This is a genomic window from Desulfoplanes sp., assembly GCF_054921335.1.
This window is the reverse complement of record NZ_JBUDSQ010000011.1, coordinates 1-16340: the sequence shown is the minus strand read 5'-3', so window position 1 is coordinate 16340 and position 16340 is coordinate 1. Positions and strand designations below refer to the sequence as shown.

Annotated in this window: 16 protein-coding genes; 3 read left to right on the top strand and 13 right to left on the bottom strand. The window is 57.4% G+C overall.

Translation table 11 applies throughout. The features are described from left to right. The first annotated feature begins 59 nt into the window (after positions 1-59). Positions 60-266, top strand: coding sequence for a hypothetical protein (locus ACY692_RS03980; protein ID WP_462324046.1), 207 nt, complete (start codon positions 60-62; stop codon positions 264-266). Between the two features lie 232 nt (positions 267-498). Here the strand turns inward: ACY692_RS03980 and ACY692_RS03975 are convergent, their stop codons facing one another. From ACY692_RS03975 to ACY692_RS03925, 11 genes are all read right to left on the bottom strand, one after another. Beyond that, positions 499-1554 (bottom strand): tetratricopeptide repeat protein, encoded by a 1056-nt coding sequence (locus tag ACY692_RS03975; RefSeq protein ID WP_462324045.1) that lies wholly within the window; start codon positions 1552-1554, stop codon positions 499-501. Positions 1555-1650: 96 nt separating this feature from the next. Continuing rightward, a complete protein-coding gene (locus ACY692_RS03970) occupies positions 1651-1938 on the bottom strand; it encodes an FtsB family cell division protein (protein ID WP_462324044.1) in 288 nt (95 codons plus the stop codon). 7 nt (positions 1939-1945) lie between these two features. Continuing rightward, complete coding sequence (locus ACY692_RS03965) at positions 1946-2182, bottom strand: hypothetical protein (RefSeq protein ID WP_462324043.1); 237 nt, start codon at positions 2180-2182, stop codon at positions 1946-1948. A gap of 41 nt (positions 2183-2223) precedes the next feature. Beyond that, a complete protein-coding gene (locus ACY692_RS03960; RefSeq protein ID WP_462324042.1) occupies positions 2224-2859 on the bottom strand; it encodes a zinc ribbon domain-containing protein in 636 nt (211 codons plus the stop codon). 45 nt (positions 2860-2904) lie between these two features. Next, entirely contained in the window at positions 2905-4071 is a 1167-nt protein-coding gene (locus tag ACY692_RS03955) for a type IV pilus twitching motility protein PilT (RefSeq protein WP_462324041.1), read from the bottom strand. Between the two features lie 12 nt (positions 4072-4083). Continuing rightward, positions 4084-5166 (bottom strand): type IV pilus twitching motility protein PilT, encoded by a 1083-nt coding sequence (locus ACY692_RS03950; protein WP_462324040.1) that lies wholly within the window; start codon positions 5164-5166, stop codon positions 4084-4086. Between the two features lie 184 nt (positions 5167-5350). Beyond that, positions 5351-5890 (bottom strand): CDP-diacylglycerol--glycerol-3-phosphate 3-phosphatidyltransferase, encoded by a 540-nt coding sequence (gene pgsA, locus ACY692_RS03945; RefSeq protein ID WP_462324039.1) that lies wholly within the window; start codon positions 5888-5890, stop codon positions 5351-5353. 157 nt (positions 5891-6047) lie between these two features. Beyond that, entirely contained in the window at positions 6048-6629 is a 582-nt protein-coding gene (locus ACY692_RS03940) for a lytic transglycosylase domain-containing protein (RefSeq protein WP_462324038.1), read from the bottom strand. 35 nt (positions 6630-6664) lie between these two features. After that, positions 6665-7552: a P-loop NTPase gene (locus tag ACY692_RS03935; RefSeq protein ID WP_462324037.1), complete on the bottom strand. Its 888-nt coding sequence runs from the start codon at positions 7550-7552 to the stop codon at positions 6665-6667. Between the two features lie 140 nt (positions 7553-7692). Then, positions 7693-8277, bottom strand: coding sequence for a YqaA family protein (locus ACY692_RS03930; protein ID WP_462324036.1), 585 nt, complete (start codon positions 8275-8277; stop codon positions 7693-7695). 12 nt (positions 8278-8289) lie between these two features. Next, positions 8290-8964: a protein-L-isoaspartate(D-aspartate) O-methyltransferase gene (locus ACY692_RS03925; RefSeq protein WP_462324035.1), complete on the bottom strand. Its 675-nt coding sequence runs from the start codon at positions 8962-8964 to the stop codon at positions 8290-8292. Between the two features lie 208 nt (positions 8965-9172). Between ACY692_RS03925 and ACY692_RS03920 the strand changes: the two genes are divergently transcribed. Continuing rightward, entirely contained in the window at positions 9173-9601 is a 429-nt protein-coding gene (locus tag ACY692_RS03920; protein ID WP_462324034.1) for a CBS domain-containing protein, read from the top strand. A 130-nt stretch (positions 9602-9731) separates the two neighbouring features. Here the strand turns inward: ACY692_RS03920 and mgtE are convergent, their stop codons facing one another. Together mgtE and ACY692_RS03910 are read right to left on the bottom strand one after the other, a co-directional pair. Further along, a complete protein-coding gene (mgtE, locus tag ACY692_RS03915; RefSeq protein ID WP_462324033.1) occupies positions 9732-11057 on the bottom strand; it encodes a magnesium transporter in 1326 nt (441 codons plus the stop codon). Between the two features lie 139 nt (positions 11058-11196). Next, on the bottom strand, positions 11197-14097 hold the full coding sequence (locus ACY692_RS03910) for an insulinase family protein (RefSeq protein WP_462324032.1): 2901 nt from the start codon (positions 14095-14097) through the stop codon (positions 11197-11199). 472 nt (positions 14098-14569) lie between these two features. On the opposite strand from ACY692_RS03910, the gene galE reads away from it, so the two are divergent. Beyond that, the gene (galE, locus tag ACY692_RS03905) at positions 14570-15547 is read left to right on the top strand and encodes a UDP-glucose 4-epimerase GalE (protein WP_462324031.1); all 978 of its coding nucleotides are present in this window, start codon (positions 14570-14572) and stop codon (positions 15545-15547) included. The last annotated feature ends 793 nt before the right edge of the window (positions 15548-16340 follow it).

The following is a 16340-nucleotide window of genomic DNA, read 5'->3' as shown; positions in this document are numbered from 1 at the left end:
CGGTGTTTCCCACAAAATTGCCCGCCAACGCCGAATACCCACAACCCCAAGGAACGTTCATGGAACTGATCATCATTGTCACATTCATCGCAGCCCTGCTCTCGGTTTGGGGACTGGGTTACACATTTCTCAGCGTCCGCAACAACATCGCCCGGCATGAGGCCTGGCAGATAAAAAAACGGCAGGAAATGGAGCGTAAACTCCAGGCATTAAAAGACAAGCAGTCGTTCTATCTGGCGAACATGGAAAAATCCGCGCTGATCTGATCCACCGGTTCAAACGCTCTCCCCCCCCATGTGCTCCTGAACCAGCCTGTACCACGATCGGACAGGGACAGCCGGGAAAGAAGCATCCCCGACGATCCTGACGCATGGAGAGCCGACAGCGTGGGGCAAGAAAAGTGCCCATCCCTCATCTCCACGGGGCTAAGGCCCCAAAAGAGATGCCGGGACGGGCTTTATGGATGGATGATCTTACGCACATTCGCCGGTTCCAGCTTCAGCCGGCACCCCTTTCTTCCAACCGGTCCGCAAGGGCTGAAAGGGTATTGATCATATCTTCTTTGTCGTCGGTCCGGTCGGCTCCGTCCGTTTCAACCCCTTGATTTTCTTCCGGCTTCGTCTCACGGTCTCTTTCTCTGGCCACCTCCATGGCCCCTTCCAGGTCCCGCCGTTCTTTTCCAGGGGGACACTCCCGCCACAGGGCTTCATAGACCCCCAGGGCCTGACCAAATTCCTCCTGGTGCATGAGCAGGTCGGCCATTGTTCTGGTCCGCACCTCGGCCTCAATGGGAATGTCCGTAACCTCATCGGCATCTCCATCGTCCTCGGGTACCCCCACGCTCTCGGGGGGGTCGGCACGCTCAAGGGGCCCATCGGTAGCCCCCGCCTCTTCTTCAAGCGGGTCCTCAGATCCAACCACACCCCCCTGATCCACCCCAGGTGCAACTGGGGGGTGCCCATCCTCTCCAGCCACCACCGTCTGTTCCGGCGTGTCTCCAGCACCCCGCTGGTCCCTATCCACCGTTCCCAGCGGTTCTCCGTCCGCAGGGGATGGGTCCGCAGGAACAGCGTCCGTACCATCCACGGCCATTCCGGTCCCGTCCGGCGTGGCGGCCTCTTCGGTCCCGAAGGAAGAGTCTTGGTCCTGGGGCACAAGCTGGGCGCACCCTCTTTCGAGGACATCCCCCCACGCCAGTGGGGTGCCCTGCAGGTAGCCGTGGACAAAGCGCAAGCCGATCCGCGTATCCCGTTCACCTTCCGCTGCGAGCAATCCGTCCCATTCCTTCCAGAACCCGGTATACCCCGCCAGAACGTCGACGATCCGCCGGGTCTCGTCCATAAGGGCTTTCCGGTCATCAAGCCTCGACAATACTTCGACCAAGAGCAAACGGGCTTCCAGATATTCCGGATGGGCCCCCAGTCCCTGAAGAATCACCTCCTTGGCCCTGGTGAATTCTCCGGTCGCAACGAGCATCTTGCCCAGGGGGAAAAAAAGCTTGGAACGGGGCTCTAGAGCCAACATCTCTTCATATACTTTGATTTTATCCTGCATAATCATCTCTCCGGATAATAGGACGGGATGTATTGTTCAGCCCGTTTCCTGTTCTCGTCCCGGCCACCGGGGCAGTGCCGACAACCACCATCCCGCTCACGGACTCCCATGCTCGAAAATATACAGCACCTCGCCGTCACTGACAAAATTCAGTTCCGCCTTGGCAACCCGCTGCACATAGTCAGGATCCTTCCTGAGTAAACGGATTTCCTGGCTCAGGGCCATATTGTGTGTGGACACGGTATCGATACGCTCCAACAACCGCTCCTGGGTTCTGCGCAGATGCACATATTCCATGACACCATGGTCACCCAAAACAAGTTGGAGGGCCAGGGCCGCATCGAGGATACAAAATCCCAAAAATATGATACGCATCCAGATCATTGCACCCTCATTGGAGCGTTCTGGTCGTCCCTTGGGAGGCGGTCAAGGCCATGGGCAGATCGAGTTCGTGTAGGAAGGAGGCAGTCGCCTGTTCAATCCGGTTGACGAGCGTTTCCTCAAGATCCCATTCTGCAGCATGGGCGACGAGATCCTTGAGTTCGTTGAAATCATCAACCAACATTCCGTCCGGGTCGATCCGGTCCAGAACATATTCAAGATCCAGAATCGTCTGCAGACAGTTCATTACCCGTGCCTGCAATCCGTCCGCGCTCGCCACAACGCACATCAAACAGCCGACTCCGCATTACCGGCCTGCTCCCAGGGCATGACCAAAAGCTCGTACTCCTTGAGACATGCCCCGAGCAATTCCTCGATCCGGCCCCGGTCCTCCACACACAAACAGGTGTTCACACCCCGCAAAAAGGCCTCTTCGGGCGCGAGACTCTCTATCTCCTTGCTCAAAAGAACAACATCACACGCCCGGCGGTCCAAGCCACGCCACGAATCGATCACCTCCATGAGACTTCCGGATGCCGGAGAATCCTGGACCAGGATCACGTCGTGGTGTTGGATCGCTAGTTTGGCCCTGGCAGTCTCCACGTTTTTAGGCACAACACAAAAATGACCGATGGACTGGAAATATTTTTCCGCTCCAATCCGCCACGCCTCGTCCTCGACAAATACAAAGGCAACAGCCGTGTTCGGGGGAATGGAGTCGGGATCCACCGTAGAGGCGTCCTCTGGAGGGCCCAGCCGTTTTTCCGTGGGCGGATCATTCTCCCCGGCTTTTGGGGATGGGGTCCCGTCCACTCTTACCCGTTCACGGCAATAGGGACAGACAAATGAGAACGATGCATCCGTGGGGACCTTGGCATCCGGTATCTGGATGACCTTGTGGCACGAAGAACATTGTACGTCCATGAACGGCTCACTCCTTGCCAAACAATTTGGGCCCGGGGGCCATGATCACACTCCCTTGCCATATTCGAGATCAAGCTCCAACCCCTCGATATTGGTGACCTTCTCTCCTCGCTGGGACTTGATTTTGTCGAGCATCTGCCCCAGGCGGGACCGATCCGACCCCGAAAGCATGGCCGCCTCTTCATCGATGAGACCCTGCTGGTACAGGTTGACCAGATATTGGTCAAAGGTAACCATACCGTAGGTAGCGCCCTGCTCAAGGATGGAGTAGAAGGTCTTTTCCTCTGTCTCACCGTTGGTGATCACATCCTTGATGCGCAGGGTGTTCCTCAATATTTCAAAGGCGGCCACCCTTCCTCCGCCCTGCTTGGGCAAAAGACGCTGGGAAACGACAAATTTGAGGCTCTCGCACAATCTGGACCGGACCAGCCGCTCTTCGGCAAGATCAAACATCCCGATGATACGGTTGATGGTCTGCCCCGCGTCACTGGTGTGCAGGGTTCCCAATACAAGATGGCCGGTTTCCGCTGCCTCCAGGGCAATCTGCACGGTTTCCCGGTCACGGATTTCCCCGACCAGAATGACCTTGGGCGCCTGCCGCAGGGCGGCACGCAACCCGGAAGCAAAGCTGTTAAAATCCACGCCCATCTCACGCTGGTTGACCGTTCCCTTCTTGTGGGGATGCACATATTCCACGGGATCTTCCAGCGTTATGATATGCTTGGCAAACGTCCCATTGATGGTGTTGATGAGCGCGGCCAGCGACGTTGATTTCCCCGTCCCGGTCCCCCCCGTGACCAGGATCATGCCATATTTTTCCTTGGACATCAGGGAAAATATCTCCGGCAGCCCGAGCTGGTCCATGGTGGGGACGTTCATTGACAGCTTGCGCATGACGATTGCCAGGGAACCGCGTTGTCCGAGCACATTGACCCTGAAACGGAATCTGCCCGGCAATTCATAGGAAAGGTCACAGGAACCGGTGGATACCTGATCCCTGAAAAGTCGCATGTTGGTTCCCATCATACACATGGCGATGGACTCCACCTGGAACGGCGTGAGGGGCCCCAGCGAGGGGCTGGTCACGCCGTCGATCAGTTGGCCGTGCACCTCCGTCTGGATGGGTTTGCCAACCGTGAAGATAATATCCGACGTATCCGGCCCATTGGCCATGATCTGCCCCACCAGGCGGTCGAGCTGGGACCGTTGCATACTCTCCCTCCTCTACATTTCGGTGATGTCCGTGGGTGGTTCGGCCAGGAGATCCCTGAACTTGGATTTGTTGACGGCCTTGTTGTACGCCTCGAGGGGATCGACAACGTGGTCCTCGACCAGCTTCATGATCGCGTCGTCCAGGGCCTGCATCCCGAATTTTCGGCCGGTCTCGATAACCGAATTGATCTGGAAATTTTTGCTTTCGCGGATAAGGTTGCGCACCGCAGGGGTGGCAACGAGGATCTCCAGGGCGGCGACCCGGCCCGGCCGGTCTACCCGCTTGAACAGGGTCTGGGCGACGACGGCCCGCAAGGAATCGGCCAGACCGGACCGGATCTGTCCCTGCAGATCCCCCGGAAAGACCTCGATAATCCGGTCGATGGTCTTGGACGCGGAAATGGTATGCAGGGTCCCAAAAACGAGATGGCCCGTTTCAGCAGCCTCCAGGGCGAGCTGGATGGTTTCCAGATCCCGCATTTCTCCCACCAGGATCACGTCAGGGTCCTCACGCAACGCCCCGCGCAGCGCGGCCTGGAAACTTTTGGTATCCCTGCCCACCTCACGTTGATTGATCAAACAACTGTTGGGCTCGTGGACGAACTCAATGGGGTCTTCGATGGTCAGGATATGGTCCTTGCGGGTCTTGTTCACGTAGTCGATGATCGCGGCCAGGGTCGTTGATTTACCACTCCCGGTGGGCCCTGTGACCAACACGAGCCCCTTGGGCAGCACGGCCAGACTCCGGAGGATATCCGGAAGGTTGAGATCCTCTATGGTCAGGATCTTCTGGGGGATCTCCCTGAAAACAGCGCCCACCCCACGGCGCTGCATGAAAAAATTGGCCCTGTACCTGGCGATACCCGGTACTTCATAAGAAAAATCAATATCCCCGGTCTCTTCGAACTGCTTGACCTTGGCCTCGGGACAAATCTCGTAAAGCATGGTCTTGAGCCCGTCATGCTCCATGGACTTGTATTTGATCCGCTGCATCTCCCCACGCAAACGGATGATGGGTTGGGACCCGGCGGAAAGGTGCAGGTCCGAGGCCCCGAGTTTGTGCATCATCTCAAAAAAGCCATCGATCTGTGCCATGGGATTCTCCTTTGCTGCCCTGGTTTATCACGCCCCAACCATAGACCAAACCCGGGGCGATCACCATCTCCCCCCCGTTCGGTCCCGCCCCGCAACACATGGGCCGACCACTCGTCCGGCACCGCTCGTCAGCACAACGGTCAAACCGTCCTCCACGCACGACTCCGGAAAATCCGGGACCGGCTCACTCCATCCAGACCTTATAAAAATTACGCAGATAGTTCACCCCGGATAGTACGGTCAGGATAAGAGCGATATACAAAATAAACGTTCCCAGGGGAGCGGGATTGAAGCCGAACCAGGTATAATGGAGGATAAGGGGGCCAAGGGCGAACATCTGGGTCAGGGTCTTGGATTTGCCGAGCATGTCCGCAGCAATGACCTTTCCCTGGTCCGCGGCAATGGCCCGGAGGCCGGTGACGATAATCTCCCGACTGATGATGACGATGGCGATCCAGCCGGGCAACCAATGCAGTTCGGTGAGCATGATCAACACCGCGGCAATGAGAATCTTATCCGCAATGGGATCCATGAACTTGCCCACGTTGGTCACCAGATTGTATTTCCGGGCAACCACCCCGTCGATATAGTCCGTCAGGCACGCGGCAACAAAAAGCAACAATGCGACCAGACAGGTAATCCTTCCGGGAAAATAGAGGATAAGAACGATAAGGGGGACCGCGCATATCCGGGCAAAGGTCAGGATGTTGGCAGCGTTGAACATGGGGGAGGTTCCTACAGGGTTTGGGGTGAACAAAAATAAGGATGGGACGAAAAGCCACGCCTCTTTTTCGGGGGTCCGGCAGGACAGAGGGACGGGCTATCGCCCACGGCTCCTCGTCACACACAACGGGGATGGGCCCTCTACCCAATAGGACGGGCTACCCGCCCGAGAATTTAGGTTTCTTACGCAACTTGGCATACATGGTCAAAACATCCTGGACATATTTTTGGGTTTCCGGGAACGGCGGGATCCCGTTGTACTTGTCCACCTGCCCCGGACCGGCATTGTAGGCGGCCAGGGCCAACCGGGTATTGCCGAACCGGTCCAGCATCTGTTTGAAATACCGGATGCCCGCCTCCACGTTGGCTGCAGGATCAAAGGGCGTGTCCAGCCCGAGATCCTTCTGGGTCCCGGGCATGATCTGCATGACCCCCTGGGCCCCGGCCCTGGAAACGGCCTGGCTGTCGTACCGCGATTCCACATGAGCGAGGGCCTGGACCAGGTCTTCGTCCACCCCGTAATGCGAGGAATACTTTTTTATGAGGGCCTTGACCCGCCTCTTGTCCTTGCCGGTCGCCCGACCCCAAAAGACAAAAGGTCTATAGTGGTGGGTCAGTGGAACATCGGTAAAATGGAGAACCCCGTCAGGTCCTTCATAATAATAGATGGTCCCACCCCATGATATACAGGCCGCGAGACACCCCCAAAAAAGAACAAAAACGGTGATCCATTGTTTCATGGTTCCATCCTGGGGAGCTCATGCGCCCCATGGCATCACTTGTGGATGGACGATACGGACTCGAAACATTCCGCAGCACGGGTGCTGATGGTGTCGGCCAGGGCAAGAAATGCCCTCTTGGCGGGCACGTCCTCGTCGAGGAAAACGACGGGGCTGCCAAGATCTCCGGCCACCACGGTCGCCGGGTCCAGGGGGATGGCACCCAGAAAATCCAGCCCATATTTGTCGGCCAGGTCCTTGCCGCCGCCCTTCTTGAACAGGTCGATCTCCTTCTGGCAATAGGGGCAGATCAAACCACTCATGTTCTCGACCACACCGAGGATGTTCGCCTGGGCGTACTGCAAAAAATTGATCGCCTTGCGTACGTCGGCCAGGGATATCTCCTGCGGGGTGGTCACGACGACACTCAGGGCCTCGGGAACGGTCTTGAGCACGGTCATGGGTTCGTCCCCGGTCCCCGGGGGGGAGTCGATGACCAAAAAATCGAGTTCGCCCCATTCCACATCGGCAATGAACTGCCTGATGGCATTGGTCTTCATGGGGCCCCGCCACAAGACGGCCTGATCCGGATCCTTGAGCAAGGATTCCATGGAGATGACCGAAAGATTGTCGTTGTACCGTTTGGGCTTGAGGATACTCCCGCGGTCGATATCCAAAAGTCCCTTGAGTCCGAGCAGATGGGGCACGCTGGGCCCGTGGATGTCCACGTCAAGCAGCCCGACACGGAATCCCCGTGCGGACAAGGCCGCGGCCAGGTTGGTGGCGAGGGAGCTCTTGCCCACGCCCCCCTTGCCGCTCATGACAAAGAGTTTGTGCCGTATTTTTGAAAGGGTTGAAGAGATCATCCGGTCCTGGATCATCTTGGAAGCATTGGCGCTCCCCCCTCCCTCGCCCCCACCCGGGCATGAATTTTGGTCAGCCATTATAATAATTCTCCTGCCTAATTGTAAGTAATCTGAAATCTCTGAACATCCCTACATGCCAAAAACTTCCCAACGCTCTAAGGCCCAAAATCTCTTAACTCTCTAAAATTTCAACCACTTCTAACATTTTCCGATTCCATTCACACATACTTCAAAACCACGAACCCCAGAACAACCAGAACCAGGGCCGCCGTAACGACCAGATTGAACCGTTTCTCCAAGAACTCCCTGGCGGTTTCTCCGAAACAGCGGATCAGCCCGGCAATAACGAAAAACCGGACCCCCCGGCTGATGGCCGAGGCAACGATGAACACGGGCCAATTGACCTTGAAGGCCCCGGCCGTCAAGGTGCAGAGTTTGTAAGGAATGGGGGTCAGCCCGGCAATGGTCACGGCCCAGGCACTATAGGTATCGTACCAGACCTGGATCTCTGCATACTGTTTTTCAAGACCGTAGAATCCGATGATCGGCGTGCCGATGGTCTCCATGAAGTAGTAACCGATACCGTATCCGATCACGCCACCGGCCAGGGAAAAAAGCAGACAGATCCATGCCAGCCTGAAGACCCGCTCCCGGTTGGCCAGCCCCATGGGAAGGAGCAGCAGATCCGGCGGGACCGGAAAAAAGATGGCCTCGGTAAAGGAGACCCCCATGAGGACCCGCTCGGCACCCTTTCTGGCCGAGATCTCCCACAACCGGTCGAGCATTGAGCGCATCATGTTCATAAGGAATCCGTTTCACCACCCATGGGTACCGACAAGATCGACAAAGGCCGCTTGGCCACAATCCCTCGTGGTCACCCGACCATTCTCCTTGCAGGCCATGATCATCCGCTGTTGCCGTTTCTCGCTGCCGATGGGCACGACCATGCATCCCGGATCGGCCAATTGGTCCACAAGGGGGAGAGGCAGCTCGGGCCCCCCCGCAGTGACGATGATCCGGTCAAAAGGGGCCGCTTCCGGCCATCCGATGGTCCCGTCGTCCAGCTTGCAGTGGATATTGAAACAACGCATACACACCAACCGCTTACGCACGGCCACAAAAAGGGGCTTGATCCGTTCGACCGTGTAGACACTGGCCCCCAACCGTTCGAGAACGGCGGCCTGGAATCCTGAGCCCGTCCCGATTTCAAGAACCTTCATTCCCGGCTCCAGGGCCAAGATCGAGGTCATCTTGGCCACGGTGTAAGGATGGGATATGGTCTGACCATACCCGATGGGCACGGCGTTGTCTTCATAGGACTGGGCCTGCAGGGCCTCATCCACGAACAGATGCCGGGGAACGTCCCACATGGCCCGCAAGACGTGTTTGTCGGTGATCCCGCGGGCCATAAGCTGTTCCCTGATCATCCTCTCCCGGTTTCTCTTATAGCCGACCTTGGCGGTCGGAGTGTGCGGTCCGCGTGTTCTCACCTTGGTAGAAAATTCCTTCTCAAAAAAGACCATTGTATGTGTGACAATTCTTCGACGTAGTAGTGTGCAAACCAGATTTCCCCCCCCAAGTCAATCCACGACCGGAGCGGCAGCTCTGCGGCAGGGTTGCCCAATGGCCCGTTTTGGGCCATAGTTCAACCATCCGTTCTCCGGACATTCCTCAAACCTCGAGCGACAGGAGGACCCCATGCTACTGGTCAAAGACGTCATGTCCACGGAAGTCATCACCCTCAAGGAAAACGACACCCTCAGCGCGGCCCGCTCGGTCATGCAACTGGCCAAGATACGCCATGTCCCGGTCGTCGACGGGTCCAACCAATTCAGCGGTCTGATCACACAACGCGACATCCTGTCGGCTGCGGTATCAAAGCTGGCGGGGATCGATAGGGAGACCCAGCGGGAAATCGATGCCGGTATCCCTATTCGAGAAGTCATGCGCAAGGATACCCAAACCATCGAGAGCGGGGACAGCCTCGTCGATGCGGCCGGGATTCTCCTAAAAAACAAATACGGATGCCTGCCTGTGGTCGAAGCAGGACGGCTGCTGGGCATCGTCACCGAGGCGGACTTCATCATGCTGACCATCCACCTGCTGGCCGCTCAAGAAAAGACGTAAAAGGCCGCCGGGATGGGCACCAAAATCCGTGCGTGGATAAACGCCCCCCTTCCCAACCAATCCTGCCGTCAAGAATGGACGCAACCGCCCCGGATGAGGATCTCTCGAGCCCGGCCTTGTATGGCCGGGTTCAGAGGAGAAAAACCCCGGCCATACCCAGAAAGGCAAAAAACCCCATACTGTCGGTCAGGGTGGTCAAAAAGATACTCGAGGCCTGGGCGGGGTCTCGTCCGAGTTCCTTGAGGATAAGGGGGATGGATGCCCCGGCCACCGCTCCCAGAAACATGTCAAAGAGCAGGGCCATGGCCATGACCGTGGCCAAAAAGGGACGCTGGAACACGGCCGCAATCCCCAAAAATGTTGCCAGTCCGATAATCAACCCGTTGACCAATCCGATTTTGGCCTCCCTGACCACGGCGATCCAGACCTTTTTTCGATCGAACCGCTCCATGGCCAGCTGACGGATCATCACTGCCAGAGACTGCTGCCCCGTATTCCCGGCCTGGTTGGCCACAATGGGCATGAGCACGGCCAGGATGGCCATCTGCTCGATGGATCCCTCGAAGAGGTGGACGACCCATGCGGATATCCCAGAGTTGAGCAGATTGACGAAAAGCCAGGGCATACGCATTTTCAACGAGTATCCCCACGGCGAGTCGATGGTCTCGTCCGCACCGGCACCCACCATCTGCTGCATATCCTCGCTGGCCTCCTCCTGGATGATGTCGATGACGTCGTCGACCGTGACCGTGCCCAGAATGCGCTGGTCATGGTCGACAACCGGAAGGGCCAAAAAATTGTACCGGTCGATGAGCTGGGCCACCTCCTCCTTGTCCGTATCAAAGGGAACGGAGATGAGGTTTTGCTCCACAAGCAGTTCCCGGAGCTTCTTTCCTCCACGGCTGACCATGATATCCCGCAGGGAAAGGACCCCGCGCAAATGGCGGTACCGGTCGACCATATATGCGTAGTAGGGGATCTCGGACTCTTCGACCTGCCTGCGAATTACGGCGATGGCCTGGTCCGCTGTCAGATTCTCGTCCAGGACCAGGATCTCCGTGTTCATGACCCCGCCGGCCGAGTCGGGATCATACATCAGCAGGGCCTTGATCTCTGCGGCGTCCTCCTGATGGATCTCGCGAAAGATGGTCTTGCGGACATCGGGATCGAGTTCGGCCACGGTATCCGCCGCATCATCCGGGGACATCAGGGTCAGGATATCCGCGGCCTGTGCGGGGGGCAGCTGGGTCATCAGGGGGATCCGGTCGTACGAATCCATCTCCGCGATGGACTCGGCCGCATCCTCCGCAGAAAAATCCCCCACGGTTGCCACCTGCTCTTCAAGGGGAAGATTCCCCAGATGATCGGCCGCGTCCGCCGGATGCAACTGGTCGAAAAAATCGTCCGGAGAACTCTCCGCCCTTTCCATATCTTTCTTGGGATAGTCGTCGCTCATATCACGTGTACCCTCAATACGGCATAGGTTACATGCCCTCGGATCAGGCATATCCGGTCGGACAGATTAGCATGGATTGGTGACAGCCGCGTGACAACGGTTCCGGAGCACCCCCGGTGCAGATCCAGGGGCCGGTTGGTTAGAGCACCCCGAAGACCTCCACCAGATCGATTGTATCCTTGACCTCTTCTATTCCCTCCTCCGAGCCAAGGACCGAGACAAACCCCCTGGAGAGGGATTTCCCAAGTACCTGGCCAAAACGCCTGAAATCCTCCTTTTCCGTGGCCAGAATCTGGTCACGGATAACCTGACGGTCCCCATCGCTGACACCACTCAAGTAGCGGATCATGGAGGTAAACCCCTTGGCATCCGGGAACAGATATTGGTCCATTCCACCAACGGCCCCGATGACCCCCTTCTCAATCTCGGCCTGGTCCAGCGGCGCTGAAGCCAGAAAATCCGAGCACTTGTCAAAGGCCTCCAGTGTGGAAAGGATATTCGGGTCCCGGTACGAGCCAAAGGTCATCAAACCCGACTGGCGATCGAACCCGCAGAATCCCCCATATGCCCCCCCGAGAACCCGGATCTGTTCCCAGAGCCACGAGGTCCGCAGATATCTGGTGATCACGTTGACCGAACCATGGTAGGTATACCCTCCGGCATACAGATCCATTCCCTTGGCCACATAGTTGACCCGGGCCGGCATTGTCATCCCTTCGTTATCCTGTGAGCATACGGGCAGCCAGGTGTTCTTGCTCAGCCCCCTTTCTGGCATGGTCCCGAGAAAACCGCGCACGACGGACCGGTTCCCCTCCCAGATGGACGCGGTCGTGGTCACGTTCACGACCATGGACGCCCTGTCCACGAGGGCGAACCGGATCTCCTGCAGGCTGCGGCGGACCACCTCCCAGTCGGTATCGATCTTATCCAACAAAAAGCGCAAGAAAAACAAGTAACTGACCCCACCCATCTGTTCCTGGGCCCAGTCCGCCTCGTTGAACCTGGAGCGGACCCGGAGGGTGGCCAGAACATGCCCCGAAGGAATCAAGGCCCTTTCCAGGCCGGCTTTTTCTTCGGTGACGATCTGGCGGAACCGGTCCTTGTCATCAAGGTTGACCCGCAAAAGGGCGTCACGGGCAATATCCATGAGTTCCTGGAAATTTGCAGCCATGGCCTTGCCGCGGAGCATCAGCTTGCACAACCCATCCCGCTGCTCGAGAACCGACGCCGTGAAGGGGGACGCCCCCATGCCGCCGGTCTTTCTCCGGATACGCCTACCAAAAGCAACATAATCCTGGGTATCCGTACCCATTTCGAACAATGCCCGGCCAAACAAGGGGACATAGGGAAGATATTTCTGGACCATGTTGTGCAGGTCCAGGGCCAGGTCCAGATAGACGATCCCGCTGGTCTCCAGATCGTGGAAAAGGACCGGAGTACCTTGGATTTCTTCTTCTGCAAGGGGCACGGTCTTCACCGTGGGATCGAGTTCTCCCCTCGTGAGGCAGGGAATGGTCGCCAGATCCTCGGGGGCATCGGGGGCGGATTGGAGTTCCTTGAGCCGTGAAGTCCTCGACACAACCTCCCGGATCTCCTCCGGGGTCATCTTGTCCTTCACTTTAGCGAGGCGTTTTGCTTCCTTGGCCTCGATCACTCCCCCCAATTCCTTGTCGGGTTCAAGAACAACCTGGACCATATGGGGATTGTCGAGCAGATGGACCGTGATGAGATCCTCGAAAACCCTTTCCCCCCGTCCCAAGGCCTCTTTGATCTCTCCAAGGACCGGCTCGAAGCAGACCGCACTCAAGGGGTCCCCATCATGCAGCCATGTAGACAGACTCCGGAGCATGACCAGAAGCCCCCGGGGATAGGCCCCGGTATTGTTTTCCCGCAGGGCAAACTCGATCGTGTTCAGTCCGGCCTCGATGAGATCCTCGCCAATGCCTTGATCCCGGATACTCTCCAGGGTGGCCATGATGATCCCCCTGATCCTGGGAGCATCTTTGGGATCAATCCCCTTGAGCCCGGCGGAAAAAGTCAGCTGACGGAGTTCGTCCTCAAGCCCTCCACCGGCCATATCCTCTCCGAGACCGGAATCGATCAGGGCCTTGCGCAGGGGAGACCCGGACATGCCCACCAGGATATACTCCAGGATGCGCAGGGTGAGATTCTCCCGGGCATCGGTCGTTTCACACAGAAGCCAGTTCAGGGTGGTCATGCCCTTGTCCTGGCCCTCGCCCGCGGCAAAGGGATAACAAAGGACACCACCGCCCTTTTTGACCGGTTGCAGGGGAATGGAGGACGCAACCTCCTTGGCGGAAAAATCGTCCAGATATTCAGCTAGAATCTCCAGCCGTTTCTCGGGATCGTCATCCCCGTAAAAATAGATCCAGGCATTGGAGGGATGATAATAGGTAGAGTGGAATTCCTTGAACGCCCCATAGGTCAGCTCGGGAATATGCTCGGGATGCCCCCCGGATTCCAGCCCATACAGGGTGTCCGGAAAAACCGCGTGCTGGGAATATTCCCCGAGCAGGCTGTCCGGAGAGGAATAGACCCCTTTCATCTCGTTAAAGACCACGCCCTTGTAGGCAAGGGGATCGTCCGGGTTCTCCAACTCGTAATGCCACCCTTCCTGCTCAAAGATCTCCGGTGTGATCCGGGGATAGAGCACCGCGTCCAGATACACGTCGACCAGATTATAGAAATCCTGGACGTTCTGACTGGCCACGGGATAGCAGGTCTTGTCCGGAAAGGTCATGGCGTTCAAAAAGGTCTGCAACGACCCCTTGAGCAGCTCCACAAAGGGTTCCTTGACAGGATACTTGCGCGAACCGCACAAGACCGAGTGCTCCAGAATATGGGCCACCCCTGTGGAATCCTTGGGCGGGGTCCGGAAGGTGATCCCAAAGACCTTGTTTTCATCGTCGTTGACAATGGAAAGCACCCGGGCCCCGGTTTTTTCGTGTTCGTATATATAGGCGACAGCGGCTATTTCTTCGATGTGACGTTCTTCCTTGAGAACAAATCCATGGGCCACGGTTGTATCCTCCTTGTGGTCGGAACAATCCCCTGCTGACTGAACACGCCGTTTGATACCGTGCTTGCAGCCAACCGTGCAACAATGCAGGGGGTCATATATATAGGTGAGTAATCGTGAAAACGTGCAAGCCGGGCCCCGATAGCCGCCGGATTCCTCCGGCCCGTGCCGTCATCCCGGCACAGTCCGGGATTTTTGCACCCTTGGCACTCTCCAAGAGGCAACGAGGATTCGAGCACCGGACCCCCCCGGATTAGGTCCATGAATGACGGACAAGAAGTCCCCTGCAACGATACGGGATAATAGCCATGCAAAAAAGGCCTGCAAACCGGTTCTACCTTTCAAAATTCCCGGTAAATGGCAAGACCGAAGACCGTTTGGGCGCTCTTCTTGCTTGGCAGATCCATGTTAAAACGGTACCGGAGTGTCCGCTGTCCGACGTTATTCCAACCATCATATCCAGGAGGCATCCATGCCCAAGATCCTCGTTACCGGCGGTGCCGGCTATATCGGCTCCCACACCACCCTGGCCCTGTGTTCCAGGGGCTATGACGTCGTGGTCTACGACAACCTCTCCACGGGCCATGCCGACGCGGTTCTGCCCCCGGCGCGCCTCGAGGTGGGGGACCTGGCCGAGACGGACAAACTTGCCGCCCTCATGGCCCGGGAACGGTTCGACGGCATCCTCCATTTCGCCGGGTCCATCGTGGTGCCGGAATCCGTGACCAATCCCATCAAATACTACATCAACAACACCAACAACACCACCGAGCTCATCGGTCTGGCCGTCAAGCACAAGATCCCCCGGTTCATCTTCTCCTCCACGGCCGCGGTCTACGGCATGCCAGAAATCGTCCCCGTGACCGAAAAATCCCCCCTGGACCCCATCAATCCCTACGGCCGGAGCAAACTGATGAGTGAATGGGTCATCCAGGATACCAATGCGGCCCATCCCGGTTTTTCCTTCGTCATCCTGCGCTATTTCAATGTGGCCGGTGCCGACCCCAAGGGCCGCATCGGCCAGAGCACCCCCAAGGCCACCCACCTGATCAAGGTGGCCTCCCAGACCGCCCTGGGCCGCCGCGACCATCTGAAAATCTTCGGCACGGACTACCCCACCAAGGACGGCACCTGCATCAGGGATTACATCCACGTGACCGACCTGGCCGATGCCCATGTCCTGGCCATGAACCACCTGGAGGCAGGCAAGCCTTCAGGCATCTTCAATTGCGGCTACGGGCAAGGCTATACGGTCAGAGAAATCGTGGATGCGGTGAAAAAGGTCAGCAAGGTGGATTTCGTAACAAAGGAAGTGGACCGCAGACCCGGCGACCCGGCCAATCTGATCTCCAACCCTGCCAAACTCATGCAGACCATGGAGTGGCAGCCCGAACACGATGATATCGAGGAGATCGCGCTGTCCGCGTATTTGTGGGAAAATAAGTTGTAAGGAAGGGAGACGGGAAAAGACGGTTTTAGGTTTTATGTTTTAGGTTTTAGGATCAAGGACAAACAACACCCCATAAAACATCCAACCCATCGCCGTCCCCCGTAGGGGCGGATTCCATATCCGCCCGTTTTCCCGCGCCCCGGGAGGTGCGGGAAAACAAACGCCCCGGGAGGTGCGGGAAAACAAACGCCCCGGGAGGTGCGGGAAAACAAACGCCCCGGCACCAGCAAACCGCATTCGAAATCACCATCGGCATCCAACACGGTATGGCATCCCCAATGCGGTTATCACCGTCCAATTCGTTACATGGGCGATTCGTGAATCGCCCCTACAGGGTGGAGAACACCCAACAGGTGAGGGAATATATGCGGAAATATCCGTAGGGGCACGGCGCGCCGTGCCCTTTTGACCGATCCCCGGGAGGCGGGAACACGACAAAACCATGTCATCCCGGACGTGATCCGGGATCTTGAGGGGTGGTTCTATTACACAGCGTCATGGGCAGTCCACATGTCGTTCAAGATCCCGGCCTTCGCCGGGATGACGGGTATTGTCAGGATTGCGGGTTCTGACAGCATTGCGGATTTTGACGGGATGACGGATTTCTTGATTCCCGGAACATCAGGATTTGCCTGGAATCGGGAGAAGGGCACGGCGCGCCGTCCCTACGGGTGTATTCTCCCGCCTTCCCGTCTCCTGTCTCCTGTCTCCGTGTCTCCTGCCTCCCTTTTCCCTTTCTCCGTTTCTCCGTTTCTCCGTTTCTCCGTTTCTCCGTTTCTCCGTTTCTCCGTTT

Coding starts and splice junctions, on each gene's coding strand:
- ACY692_RS03965 (WP_462324043.1), bottom strand. CDS start 2,182: ATGAACTGTCTGCAGACGATTCTGGATCTTGAATATGTTCTGGACCGG.
- galE (WP_462324031.1), top strand. CDS start 14,570: ATGCCCAAGATCCTCGTTACCGGCGGTGCCGGCTATATCGGCTCCCAC.
- ACY692_RS03940 (WP_462324038.1), bottom strand. CDS start 6,629: ATGAAACAATGGATCACCGTTTTTGTTCTTTTTTGGGGGTGTCTCGCG.
- mgtE (WP_462324033.1), bottom strand. CDS start 11,057: ATGAGCGACGACTATCCCAAGAAAGATATGGAAAGGGCGGAGAGTTCT.
- ACY692_RS03960 (WP_462324042.1), bottom strand. CDS start 2,859: ATGGACGTACAATGTTCTTCGTGCCACAAGGTCATCCAGATACCGGAT.
- ACY692_RS03930 (WP_462324036.1), bottom strand. CDS start 8,277: ATGAACATGATGCGCTCAATGCTCGACCGGTTGTGGGAGATCTCGGCC.
- pgsA (WP_462324039.1), bottom strand. CDS start 5,890: ATGTTCAACGCTGCCAACATCCTGACCTTTGCCCGGATATGCGCGGTC.
- ACY692_RS03955 (WP_462324041.1), bottom strand. CDS start 4,071: ATGCAACGGTCCCAGCTCGACCGCCTGGTGGGGCAGATCATGGCCAAT.
- ACY692_RS03935 (WP_462324037.1), bottom strand. CDS start 7,552: ATGGCTGACCAAAATTCATGCCCGGGTGGGGGCGAGGGAGGGGGGAGC.
- ACY692_RS03975 (WP_462324045.1), bottom strand. CDS start 1,554: ATGCAGGATAAAATCAAAGTATATGAAGAGATGTTGGCTCTAGAGCCC.
- ACY692_RS03920 (WP_462324034.1), top strand. CDS start 9,173: ATGCTACTGGTCAAAGACGTCATGTCCACGGAAGTCATCACCCTCAAG.
- ACY692_RS03980 (WP_462324046.1), top strand. CDS start 60: ATGGAACTGATCATCATTGTCACATTCATCGCAGCCCTGCTCTCGGTT.
- ACY692_RS03970 (WP_462324044.1), bottom strand. CDS start 1,938: ATGATCTGGATGCGTATCATATTTTTGGGATTTTGTATCCTCGATGCG.
- ACY692_RS03950 (WP_462324040.1), bottom strand. CDS start 5,166: ATGGCACAGATCGATGGCTTTTTTGAGATGATGCACAAACTCGGGGCC.